Annotated in this window: 18 protein-coding genes; 3 read left to right on the plus strand and 15 right to left on the minus strand. The window is 60.2% G+C overall.

The genetic code is table 11. The features are described 5' to 3' along the window. Positions 1-230 precede the first annotated feature (230 nt). A complete protein-coding gene (locus tag ACP7E4_RS19100; RefSeq protein WP_426116975.1) occupies positions 231-1,043 on the plus strand; it encodes a class I SAM-dependent methyltransferase in 813 nt (270 codons plus the stop codon). A gap of 123 nt (positions 1,044-1,166) precedes the next feature. Here ACP7E4_RS19100 and ACP7E4_RS19105 read toward each other — a convergent pair whose 3' ends face one another. The 7 genes from ACP7E4_RS19105 to ACP7E4_RS19135 all read right to left on the minus strand — a co-directional run bounded on the left by ACP7E4_RS19105 (position 1,167) and on the right by ACP7E4_RS19135 (position 9,363). After that, positions 1,167-2,429: a Zn-dependent hydrolase gene (locus tag ACP7E4_RS19105; RefSeq protein ID WP_426116977.1), complete on the minus strand. Its 1,263-nt coding sequence runs from the start codon at positions 2,427-2,429 to the stop codon at positions 1,167-1,169. A gap of 30 nt (positions 2,430-2,459) precedes the next feature. Beyond that, complete coding sequence (locus ACP7E4_RS19110) at positions 2,460-3,641, minus strand: amidase (RefSeq protein WP_426116979.1); 1,182 nt, start codon at positions 3,639-3,641, stop codon at positions 2,460-2,462. After that, the gene (locus ACP7E4_RS19115; RefSeq protein WP_426116981.1) at positions 3,638-4,645 is read right to left on the minus strand and encodes an ABC transporter ATP-binding protein; all 1,008 of its coding nucleotides are present in this window, start codon (positions 4,643-4,645) and stop codon (positions 3,638-3,640) included. Before ACP7E4_RS19115 ends, ACP7E4_RS19110 begins: the two co-directional genes overlap by 4 nt. Further along, complete coding sequence (locus ACP7E4_RS19120) at positions 4,642-5,685, minus strand: ABC transporter ATP-binding protein (RefSeq protein ID WP_426116983.1); 1,044 nt, start codon at positions 5,683-5,685, stop codon at positions 4,642-4,644. The genes ACP7E4_RS19115 and ACP7E4_RS19120 overlap by 4 nt, the downstream gene beginning before the upstream one ends. A 2-nt stretch (positions 5,686-5,687) precedes the next feature. Beyond that, positions 5,688-6,581 (minus strand): ABC transporter permease, encoded by an 894-nt coding sequence (locus ACP7E4_RS19125; RefSeq protein WP_426116985.1) that lies wholly within the window; start codon positions 6,579-6,581, stop codon positions 5,688-5,690. A 2-nt stretch (positions 6,582-6,583) separates the two neighbouring features. Then, complete coding sequence (locus tag ACP7E4_RS19130) at positions 6,584-7,537, minus strand: ABC transporter permease (RefSeq protein ID WP_426116987.1); 954 nt, start codon at positions 7,535-7,537, stop codon at positions 6,584-6,586. 152 nt (positions 7,538-7,689) lie between these two features. Further along, entirely contained in the window at positions 7,690-9,363 is a 1,674-nt protein-coding gene (locus ACP7E4_RS19135; protein WP_426116989.1) for an ABC transporter substrate-binding protein, read from the minus strand. Positions 9,364-9,689: 326 nt separating this feature from the next. Here ACP7E4_RS19135 and ACP7E4_RS19140 point away from each other — a divergent pair, with 326 nt between their 5' ends. After that, positions 9,690-10,706 carry a LacI family DNA-binding transcriptional regulator gene (locus ACP7E4_RS19140; RefSeq protein WP_426116991.1) on the plus strand — a complete coding sequence of 339 codons (1,017 nt, stop codon included), beginning with the start codon at positions 9,690-9,692 and terminating at the stop codon, positions 10,704-10,706. A 5-nt stretch (positions 10,707-10,711) separates the two neighbouring features. Here the strand turns inward: ACP7E4_RS19140 and ACP7E4_RS19145 are convergent, their stop codons facing one another. The 8 genes from ACP7E4_RS19145 to ACP7E4_RS19180 all read right to left on the minus strand — a co-directional run bounded on the left by ACP7E4_RS19145 (position 10,712) and on the right by ACP7E4_RS19180 (position 20,593). After that, positions 10,712-13,147, minus strand: a complete 2,436-nt coding sequence (locus tag ACP7E4_RS19145; protein ID WP_426116993.1) for a TonB-dependent siderophore receptor — start codon at positions 13,145-13,147, stop codon at positions 10,712-10,714. A 66-nt stretch (positions 13,148-13,213) separates the two neighbouring features. Beyond that, positions 13,214-14,158, minus strand: coding sequence for a FecR domain-containing protein (locus tag ACP7E4_RS19150; protein WP_426116995.1), 945 nt, complete (start codon positions 14,156-14,158; stop codon positions 13,214-13,216). Then, positions 14,155-14,670, minus strand: a complete 516-nt coding sequence (locus tag ACP7E4_RS19155; protein WP_426116997.1) for a sigma-70 family RNA polymerase sigma factor — start codon at positions 14,668-14,670, stop codon at positions 14,155-14,157. Before ACP7E4_RS19155 ends, ACP7E4_RS19150 begins: the two co-directional genes overlap by 4 nt. Before the next feature lie 508 nt (positions 14,671-15,178). Further along, positions 15,179-16,144, minus strand: coding sequence for an L-arabinose ABC transporter permease AraH (gene araH, locus ACP7E4_RS19160; RefSeq protein ID WP_426116999.1), 966 nt, complete (start codon positions 16,142-16,144; stop codon positions 15,179-15,181). Between the two features lie 40 nt (positions 16,145-16,184). Continuing rightward, complete coding sequence (araG, locus tag ACP7E4_RS19165) at positions 16,185-17,711, minus strand: L-arabinose ABC transporter ATP-binding protein AraG (RefSeq protein ID WP_426117001.1); 1,527 nt, start codon at positions 17,709-17,711, stop codon at positions 16,185-16,187. A gap of 88 nt (positions 17,712-17,799) precedes the next feature. After that, positions 17,800-18,801 (minus strand): substrate-binding domain-containing protein, encoded by a 1,002-nt coding sequence (locus ACP7E4_RS19170; RefSeq protein WP_426117003.1) that lies wholly within the window; start codon positions 18,799-18,801, stop codon positions 17,800-17,802. A gap of 151 nt (positions 18,802-18,952) precedes the next feature. Continuing rightward, on the minus strand, positions 18,953-19,831 hold the full coding sequence (locus ACP7E4_RS19175; RefSeq protein WP_426117005.1) for an SMP-30/gluconolactonase/LRE family protein: 879 nt from the start codon (positions 19,829-19,831) through the stop codon (positions 18,953-18,955). 45 nt (positions 19,832-19,876) lie between these two features. Next, a complete protein-coding gene (locus ACP7E4_RS19180) occupies positions 19,877-20,593 on the minus strand; it encodes a FadR/GntR family transcriptional regulator (protein WP_426117007.1) in 717 nt (238 codons plus the stop codon). Positions 20,594-20,898: 305 nt separating this feature from the next. Here ACP7E4_RS19180 and ACP7E4_RS19185 point away from each other — a divergent pair, with 305 nt between their 5' ends. Continuing rightward, positions 20,899-22,047, plus strand: coding sequence for an aldose epimerase family protein (locus ACP7E4_RS19185; protein WP_426117009.1), 1,149 nt, complete (start codon positions 20,899-20,901; stop codon positions 22,045-22,047). Positions 22,048-22,215: the final 168 nt, after the last annotated feature.

The raw sequence follows: 22,215 nt of genomic DNA on the forward strand, positions 1-22,215 counted from the left end.
CTCTAACGCCGACGCTGTTAGTTATAAGTTTAAAACCAACGGATCTATCCGCACGGCTGGCGACGCTTGCGTACAGCCGGGTACATGCAGCTATGTTCATAGCTTCCGGCAGCAAGCATTGCCATCGTCGCAGGTGTTGCAGACTTTTCAGATGTTGCACAGCTACCTGGTTTTCTCGGCATGGCATATCCATCTGCCAAACCTGCGTTGAGAAGACAGGGAGCGCGATCATGAGTGAACCACTCGATCTACAAGCATTGAAAAACCGCCAGATGACTACGTGGGCCAGCGGCGACTACGCCGTGATCGGTACCACGCTGCAACTGGTCGGCGAACTGCTGGCCGAAGCCTGCGACCTGCATTACGACGAACGCGTCCTCGACGTCGCGGCCGGCAATGGCAACGCCACCCTCGCCGCAGCGCGCCGTGGTTGCGTTGTGACCTCCACCGACTACGTCAGCGGCCTGCTCGAACGCGGCCGCGAGCGCAGCCGTGCCGAGCATTTCGACGTCAGCTTCCTGGAAGCCGACGCCGAAGCGCTACCCTTTGAAGACGGATCGTTTGATGCGGTCCTGTCAACCTTCGGCGTGATGTTCACCCCCGACCAGCCGCGAGCCGCCGCTGAACTGGCCCGGGTCTGTCGTTCGGGCGGACGCATCGGCCTGGCCAACTGGACACCGGAAGGCTTCATCGGGCAAATGTTCAAAACTCTTGGCAAACACCTGCCACCGCCAGCGGGTGTGAAACCGCCTTCGCTGTGGGGTGTGGAAGATCACTTGAAGGAACTGTTTGGCGATAAGGCAGCAGATATCAAGGTGACACGGCGAGAGTTCAACTTTCGTTACCGCTCGCCAGCGCATTTCATTGAAGTCTTCCGCACCTGGTATGGCCCGGTTCACAAAGCCTTTGCCGCACTCCCGCCCGAAGGTGCCGTGGCATTGGAGCGCGACCTCACCGAATTGCTGACGCGCCTGAACCGTGCCGGTGAGTCATCTTTGGTCGTGCCCAGCGAATACCTGGAGGTGGTGATTACCCGGCGGTGAAGCCAAGTCGGCGCCCGTTGGAGGCGAGGCCTGCCCGCGAAGGCATTGTTTCAGGTTCAGAAAAGTGATGGTCTGTACCGGCCTCTTCGCGGGCAAGCCTCCAACGGGGTTGCCCGCGCGCTCTTACATCGCAGCACTGGCCATCGCGCGAAGCAGCACCGCACAACCGGCAGCTAGATCCTCGGGTGTGGCGTTTTCGATTTCGTTATGGCTGATGCCGCCTTCGCACGGCACAAAAATCATCCCGGCGGGCCCCAGTTCGGCGATGAAAATTGCGTCATGTCCGGCACCACTGACGATATCCATGTGGCTCAAGCCTAACTGCTGCGCGCCGTCACGCACGGCATTGACGCAGAGGCTGGCGAAGTCCAGCGGCGGAAAGTCGGCCGTTGGCGTCAGCTCATAAGTCAGGCCATTGTCAGCGCAGGTCTTTTCGATGGCCTGTTGCAAGTCATCAACCATGGTCTGCAATCTGTCGCTGTGCAGATGCCGGAAATCGATGGTCATCTTCACCTCGCCGGGAATCACGTTGCGCGAGCCCGGATAAAGGTTCAGGCAGCCTACCGTCCCGCAGGCATGAGGCTGGCTGGCGTTGGCGATGCGGTTGACGGCGGTGACCACATGCGCCGCGCCGACCAGCGCGTCCTTGCGCAAGGACATGGGCGTCGGACCGGCGTGAGCCTCAACGCCACTCAAGGTCAGGTCGAACCATTTCTGGCCCAGACACCCCATGACCACGCCGATGGTCTTGCGCTGGTCTTCCAGAATCGGGCCCTGCTCGATGTGTGCTTCGAAGTACGCCCCCACGGGATGACCCAGCACGGCGCGGTTACCGGCATAACCGATACGTTGCAGTTCTTCACCGACCACCAGGCCCTGTTCGTCCTGCTTGGCCAGTGTCTCAGCCAGATCGAGCTTCCCGGCGAACACCCCGGAACCCATCATGCAGGGCGGGAAGCGCGAGCCTTCTTCATTGGTCCAGACCACGACCTCGACCGGCGCTCTGGTTTGCAGGCCAAGGTCGTTCAAGGTGCGGATGACTTCCAGTCCGGCCATGACGCCAAAACAGCCGTCAAACTTGCCACCGGTGGGTTGCGTGTCGATGTGGCTGCCGGTCATGACCGGTGCGCGCTGCGGATCGCTGCCAGGCCGGCGCGCGAAAATATTGCCGATTGCATCGACGGTCACCGTGCAGCCGGCCTCTTCGCACCACTTCACGAACAGATCACGGGCCTGACGATCCAGATCGGTCAGGGCCAGGCGACAAACACCGCCTTTGGCCGTCGCGCCCAATTGCGCGAGGTCCATCAGTGATTGCCAGAGACGCTGGCTGTTGATCAAGGGCGCGCTGGTGGTGAATGGATCAGGACTGATTTGGGTGTTCATGGGTGTTCTCCGTTTGAGGCCACGTGCGCTTCAGGAATTTTCTTGCCCGGCAATCCGCACTGCCAGTTTGACCAGGCTCAAATCGCTGCCGCGTGGTCCCATCAGCGAGATGCCCAGCGGCACCCCATCCTTGTTTACTAACGGCATGCTCAACTGCGGTGTGCGGCACAGCACGGAAATGGCCAGCAGGTGATGAGAAATCTGCCGGGTCTGCTCGATTTCTTCGTCTTTGGCGCTAAGCAGCGGCGCGATATCCGGCACCGTCGGCAGGACCAGAACGCGATCACCCAACAGCGTTTTCCAGCTTGCCGCAAAGCGCTCACGCAACGCGCAGGCGTCGTTGTATTGAGCATCGGTCACGGCTTTCGACCAGGCGAAACGCGCCGCGACATCGGGGCCAAGACACAGGCCGTTTTGCTCGATGAAATCGCCCTGCGCCAGCCATGCTTCGCGGCCTTGAATGTAGCGAAATGCCCAATAGGCATCAGTCAGCGAAGGCAGCTCGCCTTGCAGTTTTTGAAGCGGCCCGCAAGCGGCTTCGATCTGCGCCAAAGCCGGTGCCAGCGCAGCAAGGGACGCGTCCGGCAACATGGCGAACAACGCGTCGCTGATCACCCACTGCGGCTGCTCCGGCAACGGTGCTGAATCCTCGCCCAGCAGGCACTCGCCAACCAGACCGAATACCTTGGCGTCGCGGGTGAAATAACCGGCGGTGTCCATGCTTTCGCACAACGCCTGGGTATTTTCCAGCGAGACGTGGCCATGACTCGGCCGCAAGCCGAACAACCCGCAATAACTGGCGGGGGTGCGCACCGAACCGCCGGTGTCGCTGCCCATGGCGAAGTCACACAAGCCGTTGGAAACCGCCGAAGCCGACCCCGATGACGAACCGCCGGGAATGCGGTCGTGGGCCGCGCCGTTGCGCGGCGTGCCGTAATGCGCGTTCTTGCCGCTCATGGAGAACGCCATCTCGTTGGTGTGCGCCTTGCCGATCAACTCGGCTCCCGCATCCAGCAAGCGTTGAATGGTCGGTGCGGTCGCGGTTTTGATCCCGGACATTGCCAATACATGCGGGTTGCCGCCGCCCGTTGGGTAACCGGCGACGTCGAACAGGTCCTTGGCGACGAAGGTCAATCCGGCCAATGGGCCGCTGGACGCATGGGGCACTTCGACGGCCGGGTATGGCATCAAGGCAAACGCAGAATCAGTCATGACAGGGACTCGCAAAGAGGTTGAACGGGGACCTGACTCCAGTGATGGCAACTCACTGAGTGGTCGGGAATGACGTCTTCGATGGCCGGCACGACGCTGCGGCACAGGTCGCTGGCGCGCGGGCAACGGGGCGCGAATGCACAGCCGGCCGGCAGGTTGGCCAGGTCCGGCGGCGCACCGGGAATACTGATCAACCGCTCGCCCTTGCGCAGGCCGTCCTTGGGCCGCGTGCCCAGCAACACTTGCGTATACGGGTGCTGCGGGTTGTCCAGCAGTTCGGCTAAAGGCGCTTGCTCAACGATGCGACCGCCGTACATCACCGCGACCCGATCAGCGACTTCCACGGCCGCGCCAATGTCGTGGGTGACGAAAATGATCGACAGACCGAGCGCCTGCTGCAGCTCGCGCAGCAGGATCAGAATCTGGATCTGGACCGTGGCGTCCAGCGCGGTGGTGGGTTCATCGGCGAGCAGAATCTGTGGCTGACAGGCCAGCGCCAGGGCAATCATTGCCCGTTGGCGCATGCCGCCGGACATCTCGTGGGGATAGGCATCCAGCCGTTGCTCCGGGCTGGGAATGCGCACACTGCGCAAGGCTTCCAACGCCGCCGCACGGGCGTCAGCCCTGGACATCGGTCTATGCCGACGCAACGCTTCGACGATCTGCTGGCCAATGGTGTAGACCGGGTCCAGGGCCAGCAGCGGCTCCTGGAAAATCATTGCCGCCACCGGCCCGCGCAGCGCCTGCAACTGGCTGCGGGACAAAGCCATGAGGTTTTGCCCGGCAATCTCGATCTGGCCTTCGATGCTGGTGGAACGCTCGGAATGCAGGCGCATCAAGGCGCGCAAGGTCACGCTTTTGCCGGAGCCGGATTCACCGATCAGCGCCAATACTTCGCCTCGCGCTACAGACAGGCTGACGCCGTTGACCGCTGACAAGGTCTGCCCGCCGCGCTTGAAACGTACCTTGAGGTCGCGCACGGCAACCATGGGTTGTTCGTTCATGCCAGGGCTCCTGTGTAGATCAACTCCGCCGATGGACTTTGGCTGTGCCCCGCCCCCGGCTGGACCATCAGGCATGCGGCGTAATGCTCGCTGCCGGTCAGGGTGAGCTGCGGCGCGGTTTGCCCGCAGATGGTTTCGGCATGGGGGCAGCGCGTATGGAAACGACAGCCGGAGGGCGGATCGATAGGGCTCGGCGGGTCACCGGACAACGGCGAAACCAGCGTGCGTCTGGCCGGGTCCATGGATGGCATGGAGGTCAGCAGCGCCTGGGTGTAAGGATGCTGCGCCTCGGAAAACAGCGACTCGGCGGGCCCGACTTCGACGATCTCCCCCAGGTACATGACCATGATCCGGTCGGACAAATAGCGCACCACGTGCAAATCATGGCTGATGAACACGTACGTCAGTTGCAGGCTGTCCTTGAGGTCGAGCAACAGATTCAACACCTGGGCCTCCACGGATTTGTCCAGCGCCGACACCGCTTCGTCGAGAATCACCAGGCGCGGGTCCACCGCCAGGGCGCGGGCAATGTTCACCCGCTGACGCTGCCCGCCGGACAGCTCGTGGGCGTAGCGCCCGGCGAAACGCGTCGGCTCCAGGCCCACGCGGCCCAGCAGATCCCGCGCTCGTTGCAAGGATTCGCGCTGGCTGACGCCATGCACCGAAGGCCCGAATGCGACGGACTGCTCCATGGTCAGGCGCGGATTCAGTGATGAATAGCTGTCCTGAAACACCATTTGCACCTGGCGCCGATAATCACGCAGCGGCAATTGATGCCCGCCCACGCTCATGGCATCGAACACCAGCTCGCCGCTGTCGTGTTCGATCAGCTGCATCAACAGCCGCGCCGTAGTGGATTTGCCGCAGCCCGATTCGCCGACCACACCGAGGGTCTCGCCCTTGTGCACCACGAAATCGATACCGTCGACGGCGCGGACCACGCTGCGTTTGCCCAACCCGCCTTTGACCGGGAAGTGTTTGACCAGTTTTTCCACTTTCAGCAGTGGCTGCGCTGGACCGCCAATATCGCGCTTGGTCATAGTCAGCTCCGAATCGCCATGGCCGCCCGCAAGCGGTCGGCGAGCACGTTGAAAGAGATCGAGGTGATGAAGATCATCGCGCCCGGCAGCGCCGATACCAGCGGCTGGGTGTAGATCGCGGTGCGCAGGGTGTTGAGCATCAGACCCCACTCCGGCTCGGGCGGGGTAACGCCCAACCCGAGGAATGACAGGCCCGAGGCGAGAATCATCGATACCGAAATCAAACCGGTGGTGAAGACAAAGATCGGCCCCAGCACGTTGCCCAGCACCTGGGTGCGAATGATGGTGAACGACCCGGCGCCCGAAGCCCGCGCCGCTTCGATGTAGTCGCGGTTGCGCACTTGAGTGGTCACGCTCTCGGCAATCCGCGCCACTTGCGGCACGAACACCAGGGTCAGCGAGATCAGTGCGTTGTTCACTCCGGCGCCCAACGCCCCGGAAAACGCGATGGCCAGCAGCACCGACGGGAACGCATAAAACACGTCTACGGTGCGCATGATCAGGCTGTTCAGCCAGCCGCCAAAATAACCGGCGATTACGCCAATCGCCCCGCCAATGAAGAACGCGAAAATCACCGGCGTAATGCCCATGAACAACGACAGGCGCGCGCCCAGCATCAAGCGCGACAGCAAGTCGCGACCCAGCTCGTCGGTGCCCAGCGGGAAGCCTTCGGTGCCGATGGGCTTGAGACGTTTGAACATGGAGGTGGTAAACGGATCGCCCGGCACGATCCACGGGCCGAACACCGCGAGGATCAGCAACACGAGGATGACGGCTGCCACCCCCAGGGCGACCGGGTCACGACGCACCCGACCGAACACTTCACTCCAGTAACCCGGCGAGCTTTCAACCGGGGTGATGACCGGCGCGGCCGGTCGCAAAATCGACAGGTTCATGCTCAGCCCCTTTTGATACGTGGATCAAGCAGCGTCTGCAGAATATCCACCAACAGATTCAGCGTGACGAAGAACAAGGCCAGCACCCAGATAGTGCCCTGCAGCAAAGGCAGGTCACGCTGGAAAATCGCCGAATTGAGCAGCAAGCCGGTGCCGGGCCAGGCGAACACGGTTTCCACCAGAATCGAGCCACCCATCAGGTAGCCGATCTGCAAGCCCATCACCGCCATGGCGGTCGGCGCGGCGTTTTTGACCACGTGCAGGAACAACCCCCACTCGCCCAAGCCCTTGGCGCGCAGGCCGATGATGAACTCCTGGGACAGGGTTTCCGCCACCTGAGCCCGCACCGTGCGGGCGATGATCCCGGTAGGAATCACCGACAAGGTAATGGCCGGCAGAATCATGAATTGAAAATGCGCCCAGTCCCACGCCCAGGCCGACTGGCCCATGGGTCCGCCACCGGTAGCCGGCAGCCAGCCCAATTGCGAGGAAAAGACGATAACCATCAGCATGCCCAGCCAGTAATGCGGCACGCTGACGCCAATGGCCGAAATCGCCGAAGCGATCTTGTCCAGCCAGCTGTCCTGGAAGTAACCGCCGACGAAGCCGAACAGGCTGCCGAGGACGAAACCGAAAAAGGTCGCCAGCACCGCCAGCCGCAATGAATAACTCACCGCGTTGAGCACTTCGCTGGTCACCGAACGGCCGCTGGCGATGGACATGCCAAGGTCGCCATGCACCGCATGCCAGACCCAAAGGCCAAATTGCACCGGCAACGGTTTGTCGAAGCCATACGCCTGAACCAGTTGTTCGCGAAGGGCTTCGGAGGCATCCGGGGGCATCACCGACACCAGCGGATCGCCGGGGGCCATGTGCACGAGCATGAAACACACCAGTGCTACGCCCAATAAAATCGGGGTCGCCAGCAGTACGCGGCGCAAGATATAGGCAAGCATAGGTTTCCTCGCTTGGATCAATCACGGAAACGGGGCCCGTTGGAGAGAGGCTTGCCCGCGAAGGCGTTATCCCGGGTCAGGAGACAGGCCGCATGTATCGGCCTCTTCGCGGGCAAGCCCTCGCGCCAACAGGTTGTGGCTCAGCAGGCTTCTCAGTCCTGCTTGGAGACCAGCGACAAGTCGATGAACCAGCTTTGCGGCTGTACCACGCCGGTGACTTTCGGCGAAATGGCCCGTGGACCCACGTCGTGGGCAACAAACAGGAACGGCACTTCATCGACAATCGCCGCATGCAGCTTGCCGGAAGCTTCGTCCAGCGCCTTCGGATCGAAGGAGTTACGCACCGTGGTAATCAACTTCTCGACCTGTGGCGAAGCGAAGAATCCCCAGTTGTTGGAAACCGGCGGGAAAGCCTTTTCACTGGAGAAACGCACCATGCCGAAATACGGGTCCATGACCGCCGCACTGACGTTGATCGCGTTGGCGCCCTGAGCTGCCGGGTCCTTGGCACCCAGACGCCAGCCGCTGAACAGCGTGTTCCATTCGGTGACGGCAATGTCCACGTCGAAATAGCAGCCCTTGAGGCTTTGCTGGATGTACTCGTTCATCGGCAACGGCTGCATCTGCCCGGAGCCGGACGCCGAAGTCAGGACCTTGACCTTGACCGGGTGATCCTTGCTGAAGCCAGCATCGGCCATGAGTTTCTGCGCAGCGGCCTGGTCATACTTGATCTTGAAATCCGGGTTGCCATACCACGGCGAATCTTTCTCATAGATGCCCGTCGCTTCCTGCATGAAACCGCCCAGGTAGGCTTTCAGTTCGCTGCGATCCAGACACAGGTTCGCGGCCTGACGCACGCGCTTGTCGAGCCACGGCGAACCCGGTGCGAACGAGAACTGCCATGGCCACAAATGCGGCTGGCCGTTGGCGTAGATCTTGAATTTCTTGCTCTTGATTTGCTCGATGGCGTCTGGCGCAGGGGCTTCGATCCAGTCCACCTGACCGGACAACAGCGCCGCAGTACGCGCGTTGGCTTCCGGCAATGGAATCAGCACCACATGGTCGACTTTGGGAATGCGCTTGGGGTCCCAATAACCCGGATTTTTGTCCAGCACCAGTTCCTGGCGCGGCACCATGCGATCCATCTTGAACGGACCGGTGCCCACGGAGTGGCTGGCGAATGCCGTCCAGGCCAGTTTCGAGCGTTCCGCCGGATCGGTAGTGGCCGCCGGAACTGCGGCAAAATCCTTCTGCCAGGCCGTCGGCGAGGCCATGAACAGGTTAGTCAGGTTATACGGCAGCACCGCATCGGGTTCGCTGGTGGTCAATTCGACGGTCAGGTCATCGATTTTTTGCGCGCTGCGCAGCGTCGGCATACGCGAGACGGTCATGCCGATTTGCCCCGGCGCATATTGCGGCGCCTGCTTGTCGAGGACCTTGTTGACGTTCCACACCACGGAGTCGGCATTGAACGCCGAGCCATCATGAAACTTGACGCCGGGACGCAGCTTGAAAATCCACTTGGTGTGATCGTCCGGTTTGACTGCCCATTCAGTGGCCAGCCCCGGAATCAACGTGCTCGGCTTCTCGGCTTGCGACAGATCCCACTCCACCAGGGAATCAAACATAGTGATCCCGGTGAAACGGTTGCCCTCATACCCTTGATCTGGCTGACCGTGAGTCAGCGGAATGTCCGCAGCAGTCATGGCGATACGCAACGTGCTTTCGGCCATGGCGGCCAGGGGCGACAAAGCGCCAACAGCGATCGAGCAGGCCAGGGCCAGCCGGGTAAGACTTCGTGCGTGGGTTTCTGAAGCATGCGTCATGGCGAGTTTCCCATCAGTCAGGTAAGGAGAGCTGACAGGCTCAACGCAATGCTCATACCAACTTTTTAGTTACCCGCTTCACAGCTCCTTCTGAAATTATAAAATTGCTTATTTTTCAATAATTTATGGTGATAGATAAACGCTGTGAAATTTTTACCCAAACGTTTGGGTAGTGTTGCGCAACGGATCGTGCAATCTTTTGGTACGCAACGCTCCATCGTGGCGCAACGGCTCGGTTTAAGGCTAAAGCATCGGCTGAGTCTGTGCAGCGACCCGCCGTGATGCGAGCATGGCGCCCTGCTCATCTGCACTTTCAGGCGTACCTAATGAACAGACGTCCAGCCACGCTTCGCGGTATTGCCCAGCAGCTCAACATTCATGTTTCAACGGTTTCCCGCGTCTTGAATGGCACGCTGGATCACGCGGATCGAGCGGCGTCCAAAGAAACCATCGAGCGTATTCGTGCGCTGGCGGCCAGCCTGGATTACCAGCCCAACACCCATGCCCGGACCCTGAAAACCCGTAATAGCCGCGAGATTGGCGTGCTGGTGCCGAGGCTGTCCGACATTGTGCTGGCAACGGTCTACGAAGGCATCGACGAAGCCGCCAGCGCCAGGGGCTATACGTCATTTGTCGCCAATACTCTGGATCTCCCCGAGCGCCAGCGTGAACGGGCCGAGCGAGCACTGGCGCGCAATGTCGCCGGGCTGATCATCAGTGATGTGCATTGCACGAATGAAGCGGGGTTTCTTGAGGAGCTGCAAGAGCGGCAAGTGCCGTTCGTGCTGGTCAGCCGACGACGCGGGCAACATTGCTCCATCACCTCTGACGACGAAATGGGAGGCAGGCTGGTCGCCGAACATTTATTCGCCCAGGGTCACACTCGGGTGGCGGTGATTGCTGGCGAACCGCACAGCAGCAACGCGCGGGAGCGCACCGCCAGCTTTGTCGAGTATTACCGGGGACAAGGTATCGAAATCGAAGCCGAACGGATTATTCCCGGCCATTTCGACACCCAGACCGGTTTCAACACCGGCGAAATCCTGCTGGCTCATCCGCAGCCGCCAACGGCGATTTTCGCCGTCAACGACTTCCTGGCTATCGGCCTGTTCGGTGCCCTGCGCAATCGCGGGCTGGTGGTCGGCCGCGATATTGCCGTGGTTGGCTACAACGACACGCCGCTGGCCGCGCATCTGCAACTGACCAGCATCAGCACCAGCATGCATGCCCAAGGCGTACATGCTGTGGAAACCCTGCTCAAGCGCATTGCCGGCGAGCCGGTACAATCCCACCGTTTTCCGGCGCTGCTGAAGGTGCGTGCCAGCAGTCTTTGCTCATCCTGAAGTGACTAGAAACCGACGGTTGCCGACACCAGCCAGGTACGCGGCGTTGACAAGGTCAAGCCGGCCGCAGCATCCGACGACGTGGCGGCAGAGGCCCAGTAAGTCTTGTCGAGCACGTTCTCTACAGCCGCCCGTAAGGTGATCGGATTGCTGCCCAGTTTGAAAGCGTAACGCCCGCCCAGATCGTAGCGCTGCCAGGCGTCGATTTTCTGCTCGTTGGCTTGATCCAGGTATTGCGAGCCGGTGTGGATGGCCCGCGCGGTCAAGGTCAAACCCGGCAATCGGTTGATGTCGTATTCCAGCCCCATGTTGGCGTTGAGGATCGGCGAACCGGTGCCGCGCTTGCCGTCGTACTGGCCCAAAGCGGTTTTGGTCTGCTCGCTGTCCAGCACCATCACCCCACCCAGCAAGCGCAGATCGCTGGCCAGTTCGCCAAACAGGTTCAGCTCGACGCCCTGATTGCGCAGTTCGCCATCAGGCTTGAAGTTACCGCCTGCGTCGGTGATATAGCTCGGTTGTTCGATACGGAACACACTCAACGTGGTGGCGAAGCCGCCCATGTCGAGCTTGACGCCGACTTCGGTCTGTTTCGACTTGTACGGGGCAAATACTTCGTCACGGTTGGTCGCCGTGGTCGGCGCGGTTTCGCCCTGGCTCAGACCTTCTATGTAGTTGGCGTACAGGGAAATATTGTCCGTGGCCTTGATCACCAGGCCCGCCGCCGGTGAGGTGGCTTGCTCGTCATATTGCTGGCCGAGCACGCCATTGGCATAGGCGTCCACTTCGACCCGTTGCAGCCGCGCACCGAGGGTCAACAGCACTCGATCATCAAAGAAGCTCAAGGTATCGGCCAGCGCTGCACTGGAGAACACATCTTCAGTGTGGGTCGAGGTGTCAAAGCGGTTCGGCACGCCGGGATACGGCTGCAACACCGAATTGTAGAGGTTGCTGACGCGGGTCAGGTAACGCTCGCCGCTGTTGTCGAATTCCATGTCAAAGCGGTTCAGGCTCAGGTTGACCGTATGCCCGACCGGCCCGGTGTTGAACCAGCTGCGGGCGCCGACGGTAAAGGTCTTGACCTCTTCGTCACGCTGGAACGATCGGGGCGTCATGTTGAAATTGCCGTTGCTATTGGTGACCTGTACCGCGTGACGCAGGAAGTCGTACTCGCCACTGCGCGCGCCGGCTGCGGCATAAACCATCAATGAATCGCTGACGTCATACTCGCCACGCACCGCGCCGAAGGTGTCCTTGGAGTCGGCATAGGTCCAGGGCTGGGCGAAGTTGTGATGGATGTCCTCGGCCTTGGGCATCTTTATCCCGGCGGCGACTTCCACCCGTTCGATGGGCGCATCGCCGTGGCGCTCGGAACGGCCGAAGTCCAGCGACAAACGCACCCGCTCCTTCTTGAAATCCAGACCGATCACCGCTGCTTCGCGCTCCACCGATTGATGGTCCCACTCGGTGTCGCCGGACTGACGTACGCCATTGAAGCGCACGCCGTATTCCTGCTCATCGCCAAAGCGTCGACCAATGTCCATGCTGCCGCCGAACTGGCCCGCCGACGCATAGCTGCCGGTAAATTCCGTGAGTGGATCCTTGCCGGCGCGCTTGGGTTCGATATTGATCCCGCCACCCACGCTGCCACGGGGCGCAATGCCGCCGAGCAGTGCGCCGGGGCCTTTGAGGATATCAATGCGTTCGACCATCTCCATGTCGATGGAATACGTCGGCAGCACGCCGTACAGACCGCCGAACGACACGTCGCTGTTGTACAGGCTCAAACCGCGAATGGAGAACTGCTCGAAACGACCACCGGCCGGATTGGTGGTACGCACCGAAGGATCGTTGGCCACCACGTCGCCCAAGGTGCGAGCCTGCTGGTTTTTTACCGTGGTGCTGGTGTAGGACGTCAGGTTGAATGGCGTTTCCATGAAGTCATGATCGCCGAGCATGCCTTGATTGCCGCGCCGCGTGACTTGCCCGCCGGAATACACATCGCCCTGCTGATCAAAGCGGCTGCCGTCGATGGAGGTTTGCGGCAACACCATCGAGCCATTTTCACTGGTCGGTGCCGCAATCAACGTGTACGACTGATCGGCGACCGGCTGCAATTGCAGGCCAGTGCCTTGCAGCAAGCGGGCAAAGCCTTCCTGGGGCGCATAGTCGCCCGTGAGCCCGGCCGTGTTGCGACCGGCGACCAAGGCCGGATCAACCGAAAGACTGACGCCAGCCTGCGCAGCAAAGCGGGTCAATGCCGTGCTCAGGTTTCCGGCGGGGATCTGATAATTGTGTCTGGCGCCCTCTTCGGCCCATGCCGGCGCGACCAGCACCGAACCCGCACCCAGCCCGACCAGAACGCTGGCGTGGCAACTCATTTGAAGCAAAGGACGCATGCCCAGATGGGTCAGGCGCAGACGTCGAAGAAAAACTGCGGGCATCGGAACACTCTCTTATTTCGTTCACTTGAGAGCAATGACAGGCGAGGTCAAAAAAAGGGACACGGCTCAGGAAGAAATTTTTCGCGGCGCCAGCGTGACCCAATAGCGGGTGCGCGTCTGCACCTGCAAGGGCAGGCTGGCGGCCAGTAGAAACAGGATCTTGTCGGTATCGTCGAGGCGGAAGGTACCGGTGACTTTCAAGGCATCCAGCGCCGGTTCCCAGCGCAGGACGCCAGGCCGATACCGACTCAGTTCGGCAAGGAACAGCCCCAGAGGCTGGTTTTCGACGCTGAGCACACCTTCGCGCCAGCCCGGCTGTCGGGTGTCGAAGCTGTGCAGCGGCGCCACGGTGGATGAGTTCATGGTGGTTTGCTGGCCGCCGTGTAAGCGCACGCTCAAGCCGTTTGGCGGGAAAAGATCGACGCTGCCGCGCCAGACTGAAATCCGACAACCCTGCCCGTCCAGCCGCACGCATAGCTCGGCGTCATTGGCCAGAATGCGCCCTGCCGGAGTTTCGATGGCGATGGCGGCCGTGTTCGCCGCCATGTTCAAGGCCAGCTCACCTTCGATCAGGGCCAGGCTGCGTGTCGGCGCATCGATATTCACCGCGCTGGCGGTATCCAGTTGCAACAGACTGCCATCGGGCAGACGCAACTCCTTGCGCTCGCCGGCCACCGTGCGCAAATCAGCGCGCCATGCCGCCACCGGGGCATGCTGGCTGAGTAGCCAGCCGGCAGGCAGTAACGCGGCGACGATCAAGCTTCGCTTGAGGACGGTGCGACGGCTCAGCGCCGGACGATCGAGGCTGGCCAGTGCCAGTTCGCCGGGCAGCGCGGAAAATCTGCCGCGCAGACCCTGGGCTTTTTGCCAGGTCTGTTCGTGACTGGGGCATTGCTCGCGCCAGCGTTGCAGTTGCGCACGGTCTTCGTCACTGGCGCTGCCGGATTCCAGCAGCACCAGCCAGTACGCCGCATCTTCAGCCACGCGGCGTGACGGCGCGAGACTGCTCACAGCTCGGCCATCAAGCAATGGGTATACGCCTGAGCCATGTAACGTTTCACTGTGCGCTCGGAAACGTCCAGCCGTTGCGCAATCTGCGCATAGCCCAAGCCTTCCAGCTGCGCCCATAAAAATGCCCGGCGCACCGCCAAAGGCAACGCGTCGAGCAATTCATCCAGTGCTTGCAGGGTTTCCAGCAGAATCCAGCGTTGTTCGGGGGACGGGATGACGCTCTCGGGCAAAGTCGCCAAGGCCTGCAGATAAGCCTGTTCAAGGCTGCGACGCTGATAGTGATTGACCAGCAAACGCTTGCCGACCGTCAGCAAATACGCGCGAGGTTCACGCAGTTGGGTCAGCGGCTCGCTGGGTTGGCTGGCCAGAACCCGGACAAAGGTATCCTGGCTAAGGTCGGCCGCATCCCACGCATTACCCAGCCGCGCGCGCAGCCAGTTTTCCAGCCAGCTGCGGTGCTCACGGTAGAAATTTTCCAGAGTGGCCTCTGACGGCCCTGCTGTTTGCCTCATGCTGAACGGCCCACTGCGCATGTCGCTAATTAAAATGAGAATCATTCTAATTAGTTACAGGGTGCGAGCCAAGTTATTTAAGCCTCGCTCCAGCAGGCTCAGCGCTCAATTCAACTTGTGCAGGCTGTGTGGGAGCGAATTTATTCGCGAAGGCGTTGTGTCAGCCGATGAAAATGCAGTTGGCCTGACCCCTTCCCGGATGAATCCGGTCCCACAATGGAGCGCGGTATGTCTGCCTTACCGCGTCGCCTGATTCGCGGGCAAGCCTCGCTCCAACGGATCTACGCAACGTTCGCGATAGGACATAAAGCCGATGCATTTGCGTCTACTGGAATGCCGTCTTCCCGGATAAATCCGGTCCCACAAAACCAGCGCGATCTAGTGGGACCGGCTTTAGCCGGGAAGGCGTCGGTTCAGACAATACATCTGCGGCGCCTGGCGGTTGCCCTCAGACATAGAATCTCCAACAGATCGTCGAAAGACTTGTCAGTGCAATACGCCTGTTTTTTTACCGACGCTTCATCCTGTCAATGATCACCGCCAGCAGCAGGATCGAGCCGCGAATCACGTATTGGTAGAAGGTGTCGATGTTCTTCAGGTTCATGGCGTTTTCGATGATCGCCAGAATCAACACCCCGGCGATTACATGGCGAATCATGCCGATGCCGCCGCTCAGGGACACCCCGCCCAGCACGCAGGCCGAGATCACGGTCAGCTCAAAGCCCTGACCGATCATCGGTTGCCCCGAGGTCATCCGCGAAGCCAGCACCACACCGGCCAATGCGCCGATCAGGCCATGCACGGCGAAGATGATGATCTTGGTGCGATCCACATGCACGCCCGCCAGCAACGCCGCTTCCTGGTTACCACCAATGGCCAGGGTGTTGCGTCCGTACGTCGTGTAGTTGAGCAACCAGCCAAAGAAAGCGAAGCAGGCAATGGTAATCAGGATTGGCACCGGGACGCCGTACAGCTGGCCGTTGCCGAACACGAAGAAGTCTTCGTTCATCACCCCGACGGCCTTGCCGTTGGAGAAGATATAGGCCAGGCCGCGGACGATCTGCATGGTCGCCAGCGTTGCAATCAGCGCGTTGATGCGCAGCTTGGCAATGACGATGCCGTTGATCAGTCCTACGACGAGGCCCATGGCCAAGGCTGCCGAAATTCCGAGGAACAGGCTGTCGGTGTCGCGCATGACGATCCCGGCGATGACCCCGGAGCAGGCCAGTACCGAGCCCACGGACAAATCGAAGTGCCCGGAAGCCAGGCAGAACAGCATGGTGCAGGCGGCGATGCCCACCGTGGAAATCGCCAGGCCCAGGCCACGCATGTTCAGCGGCGACATGAAGTTGTCGATCAGCAGCGCGCAGAGCACGAAAATGCCCACGGCGGCCATCAACATTGCCCAGTCGTCGATGAACCGACGCAAATTGAGACCCTGGCGTGGAGCCGTCAGGCTGGTTTCGGTAGACATACGCACCTCTTTTTTATTTTTCACGGTGTTTTGGCCAGGTTCAGACGCGGGTTCGCGGCAGTGCCAGTTGCAGCAGTCGTGCTTCATTGGCCTCGTCGCGGGCAAGCTCGCCAGTGATGGCGCCCTCGCTCATGACCAGGATTCGGTCGGCAATGCCCATGACTTCCATCAGATCGCTGGACACCACAATGACGGCAATGCCGTCGGCGGCGAGGTTATGAATGATCTGATAAATCTCGGATTTCGCGCCGATGTCTATCCCGCGTGTTGGCTCATCCAGCAGCAGCACTTTCATGGGCATGGACAGCCAACGCCCGAGGATCGCCTTCTGTTGATTGCCGCCGGAGAGGAACAGCATTTGCTGATCGGCCGAAGGCGTCTTGACGTTCATCGACTTGATCTGCGCCTTGGCGTTATCGCGCTCCCAGCGACCCTGAATCAGGCAGCCCAGGCTGACGTGACGGGGTCGCGCGCCGATATTGATATTTTCCTGCACGCTGGAGAGCGGCACGATGCCCTCTTTCTTGCGATCCTCGGGGCACAGCAGAATCCCGGCGGCAATGGCATCACGCGGGGACTTGAGCTCCAGCGCCTTGCCCTCGATCTGCAAGACGCCCGCCTTGCAGCGGGTCAGTCCCGAAAGCATGCGGAACAGTTCAGTACGGCCAGCGCCCACCAGGCCGAAGAAGCCCAGCACTTCGCCCTTCTCCACTGCGAAACTGACCGGTTCCTGCAGCCCCGGCCCCATCAGGCCCGTCACCCGCAGGCTTGGCCCCTGATGCTGACGCGGGCGATAGTTGTAGATGTCCTGAATATCGCGACCCACCATGCAGGTCACAAGCCGGTCGTGATCCAGATCGGCCATGTCCTCGAAGGTGCGCACGAAGCGACCATCCTTGAACACCGTCACCGCATCGCAGACCCGGAAGATTTCTTCCATGCGGTGCGACACGTAGAGAATCACCCGGCCTTCGTCGCGCAACTTGACGATGATCGCCATCAGTCGGTCGATTTCCCGCGCCGACAGACTGCTGGTGGGTTCATCGAAGGCAATGACATGGGCGTTACGGGACATGGCCTTGGCGATTTCCACCAACTGGCGCTGGCCGAGAGACAAATCGCCCAGGCGAGTGTTCGGGTCGATTTCGTCGGCCAGGCCTTTGAGCAGTTCCCGGGCGCGACGTACCATGGCCCGCCGATTGACCATGCCCCAGCGGTTGGGCATGTGGCCGAGCAACAGGTTTTCGGCGACGGACATTTCCGGAACCAGTTGCAGTTCCTGGTGAATTACCGCGACACCGGCGGCAATGCTGTCGGCCGTGGACTTGAAGACCTGCTCCTGCCCGCCAATGAACAAGCTGCCGCTGTTGGGCTGGTATGAGCCGCCAAGGATCTTCAACAGCGTGGACTTGCCCGCGCCGTTTTCGCCCATCAAGGCATGGACGCTGCCCGGACGCGCTTCAAAGTTGATGTCCGACAGCGCACGTACACCGGGAAAAGTCTTGCCGATCCCGTTGAAACGCAGACTGCCGCCGGAGAGATGCTGTTCAGTGGCCAGTTGTTGCATGAAAACCTCCTCCTCGCTCCATCGGTCGATGGAGCGAGGACTTGCAGATGTCGGCTCGAAATTTCGGGCCAGCGACGTGGTACGCCCGTTATTTCCAGAGGCCGATTTTGGTCAGCACTTCCTGAAAGTTGGCACGGGTGATCAATGTCACGTCTTCCATCGCGGTGTATTTAGGTGGTTCCTTACCATCCTTGACCCACTCATACATCTGTAGCGCGGTGTTGTAGCCTTCCTTGTCCGGGCTCGGCAGCATCGAACCGAAGAAGCCACTTTCCTTTTTCTTCAATTCGTCGATGGCGTCGGTACCGTTGATACCAATCCCGATGAGATTGGTCGGTTTGAATGCAGAACTTGCTGCGCGCACACCGCCCAGGACCGTGTTGTCGTTCATGCCGCCAACGATCAGGTTTTTAGCCGTGGAAGGAAGTTTAGGCAGTGCCGAGCCGGTGGAATCCATGCTGCCGGGCACGTCGAGGGTTTTCTGCGGCGCATAGATGATGTGATCCAGCGGCAGACCGGCTTTGGTTAGTGCATCGACGGAGCCGTCAGTGCGTTTTTTGCCGGTATCCAGCTCGTTATAGGTGTTGATGATCGCGTAGGTTTCTTTCCAGTCCCAATTGCGGTTCTTCGCTTCCTTAGCCATTTCGGCGCCCTGTTGCTGGCCCACTTCGAAAGCAGCCATGCCCAGATACGGCACATCTTCCATGAACTTGCCTTTGGCATCGACGAAGCGATCATCCACGGCCATGACTTTCATGCCATTGGCCTTGGCCTTGGCGACAATGGCTGGGCCCAGGGAAACATCCGGCGGGCAGATGACGAAGCCTTTGGCACCGTTGGCGGCAAGGCTGTCGATAGCGGAAAGGGTTTTTTCACCGTCTGGCACGGCGATTTTTATGACCTCGAAACCATGATCCTTGCCGGCTTTCTCGGCAAAGGCCCATTCGGTCTGAAACCAGGGTTCTTCAGCTTGCTTGACCAGGAAGCCGATCTTGATTTTATCGGCAGCGGAGGAAATGCCGCTCATGCCCAGAACGGCAGTGGCGACGGCAACACAGCACAGGGAGCGAATCCCGTGGCGACTCAACATAGCTAACTCCTTATTTTTATTGAATAGCTACAGCGTCCAGCGGTGGGTTGTTGGGACACCGCAAGGACGTCAAAACAACAGAAAACAGTCATATCATATTATGAATGCCGACTATGTAACCTAGTGTCACGGCACCCTGGCGACAGCGAATTCATCCTGCAAAACGGTGACAAGCCAGGCCCCGCACACCCACATCTGCCATCAATAACGCGCCGTCGAACTGACCGCTGGCATCGGCGGGCGCAGCGCTGGTGACATACAACGTGGAAAGATCCGCGCCGCCGAATACGCAGCTGGTGGGATGACTGACCGGCAACTCCACCAGCCGGTCGACACTGCCGTCCGGGGCGAAGCGGATCAGACAATGACCGTCCCAGCGGGCGTTCCAGATAAAGCCTTCGGCGTCCATGGCTGAACCGTCCGGCGTGCCACGAGCATGCTCGGCCGCCCAGACATCACGCGAACCCAGGCGGCCATCAGCGCGAATCGGATAACGATAGATCACACCGTCCAGGCTGTCGGCGCTGTACACCTCGTCGCCGGCGGCGCTCCACAACAGCGTGTTGACGATGCCTTGCCCGGCGAGCAACGGCGTGACGCTTGCGTCGTGATCGATGCGGAACAGACCGCCCGAACGGCGCTTCAACGGCAAGTCGCCGCCCTCTTCATCAAGATTGTTCTGCATGCTGCCCAGCCATAGACGGCCCTGGGCATCGCAGCGCGCTTCATTGGCGCGATTGCCGCTGACCGGATCGGCCACACACAACAGGCGCAGGTCCGGCTCATCGGCGGGGGAATCAAGATCCAGGCGGTACACGCCGCTGGCCAGGGTCACCAGGGCATCGCCAGCATGCGTGGGGATGAATGCCGATACCGCTTCGGGCATCCGCCATTTACGAAAGTGGCCATCAGCCAGGCGGCAGGCGAGCCGCGCGGCGATATCCACCCAATACAACGCCAGCGTTTCACGGTCCCAGAACGGCCCTTCGGCCAGCATGAAACGGTGCTCGGTTACGGGCTGCCAGTGCATAAAATCACCCTTGTTATTATTTTTTTTGGTTAATCGGTACTGCGTTTACTCTGCCGATTGCGCGGTGGCCTGACTGGAGAAAAACCCGGCAATCACCACTGCCGCCTGCTCGATCAGGGTCATGCACGCCCATACACCGCGCGCGGCATCCCGTGTTGCAATCGCGTCGGCGAGGTCCTTGTGCAGCGGCAGCGTCTTGCCCAACTCACCCGGCACTGCCGAGGTCACTTCGAACGACACCGCCAGCAATGCGCCCAGCGCCGGCAACATCTGCTCGATGAACTGGTTGTGACTGGCCGCCAGCACCGCCTCATGAAAGCGCCGATCAGCCAGGTTGTAATCGCCCTTGTCCGCAACGGATATCGCCAGGGCCTCGTAGGCCGTCTGGATCTCCGCAATCTGCTCCGGAGTCGCCCTGTCACAAGCCCAGCGCACCGCCATCGGTTCGATGGTGCGGCGCAGGTCGAGCAGATCCATCACAAACCCTTGCGACAAACCCTTGCGTGCCAGCCAACCCACAACCTGCGGATCGAACAGATTCCAGCTGCGCATCGGCATGACGCGTGTCCCGACCTTGGGTCCGACTTCCAGCAACCCTTTGGCGACCAGCGTTTTGATCGCCTCACGAATCACCGTGCGGCTGACGCCCAACTCTTCGGCCAACAGCGCTTCAACCTTCAGCACCTGTCCGGGCGACACATTGCCCGCCGCGATCCAGGTTCCCAACCGATCCACCGTCGACGCGTGGAAATTACTGCTCATGATGCGTACGCCTCGCTATGCGGTTTTTCCGCAGATCGAGGCTAATCATCACATGATTGAGCGTCAAGTCAGCTCAACAGCCCTGCAATCGACTTTTCCAGGTGCTGATGAGAACCAATAATCTCGTCCAGCTACTAAATAGTATTACGATTAAATTTTCAAGCACGCTTTTTTCGTCTATAAATCCATTTATCGCGAAAATCACGGATGAATAGTCTTACCAATCAAATGAGGTTCACGTACTCCCCCACTGCAGACCGAACCATCGGCACTGCGCAAAACAACAAAAAAAGGTAGAACAACCCATGAAACCCTCTTCTCTGCTCAGCAGCTTTGGACTGTCTCTGATGATCGCAACCCTGACGGCCAACGCGGCCGGGCTTTCCAGTGAACACAGCGCCTTCGGTGCCACCAGCGATGGCACTGCCGTCGAGAAGTACACCTTGCGCAACAGCAAGGGAATTCAAGCCACCGTCATTACGTATGGCGCGACGCTGCAGTCGCTGCTGGTGCCGGACAAGAACGGTAAGGTCGACGATGTGGTGTTGGGCTTCGACGATGTGCAGGGTTATCAGAACAACGGCACGGTGTATTTCGGCGCGACCATCGGTCGTTTTGGTAACCGCCTTGCGGGCGGCCAGTTCAGCCTCGACGGCAAGACCTATCAAGTTCCGCAGAACGACAAGACCAACGCCTTGCACGGCGGCCCTCAGGGATTTGACAAGCGGGTCTGGAAAGCCGAACCGAGCAACGGCAATGGCTGGGTGGGTGTGAAACTGACTTATCTGTCCGCCGATGGGGAAATGGGCTTTCCCGGCGCACTCAACACCGAAGTCACCTACAGCCTGAACGAGAAAAACGAGCTGCGTATCCAGTACCGCGCCACTACCGATAAACCTACAGTGTTGAACCTGACCAACCACAGTTACTTCAACCTGGCCGGCGCTGGCAACGGCGATGTGCTCAAGCAGGTCGCGACGTTGCACGCCTCGCATTACACGCCGGTGAATGAAAAGTTGATCCCCACGGGTGAGTTGCCCGCTGTCAGCGGTACGCCCATGGACTTCCTCAAGCCCACGGCAATCGGCAAGAACATCAAGGCCGACCATCAGCAGTTGAAATACGCCGAAGCCAAGCAAGGCGGCTTCGATTTCAACTGGGTGCTGGACACCAAAGGCGACGTGAGCAAACTCGCCGCCGAGGTCAGCGATCCGCAATCCGGGCGTCGCCTGCAATTGTTCACCAGCGAGCCCGGCGTGCAGCTGTACACCGGCAACTTCCTCGACGGCAGCATCCATGGCAAGGCTGGCAAGGTCTATCCACACTGGGGCGCGTTCACCCTGGAAACCCAGCACTACCCGGATGCACCGAACCAGCCGAAATTCCCGAGCACGCGGCTTGATCCGGGCAAAACCTATACGCAGACCACGGTGTTCAAGTTCGTAGGGAAATAACGTGTTGGAGGCTTGCCCGCGAAAGCGATTTTGCTGACGAATCCCAACGCCTTCGCGGGCAAGCCTCGCTTGTATGTTTAGACTTGAAGGGGTGGGTGGGACTAAAAGCCTAGCTTCTGACTCATACCAGTACAGACCGTTGGAGACTTCGTCCCACCCCTTCACCAA

It is taken from the genome of Pseudomonas sp. DSP3-2-3 (assembly GCF_049898225.1).
Taxonomy (GTDB): Bacteria; Pseudomonadota; Gammaproteobacteria; order Pseudomonadales; family Pseudomonadaceae; genus Aquipseudomonas.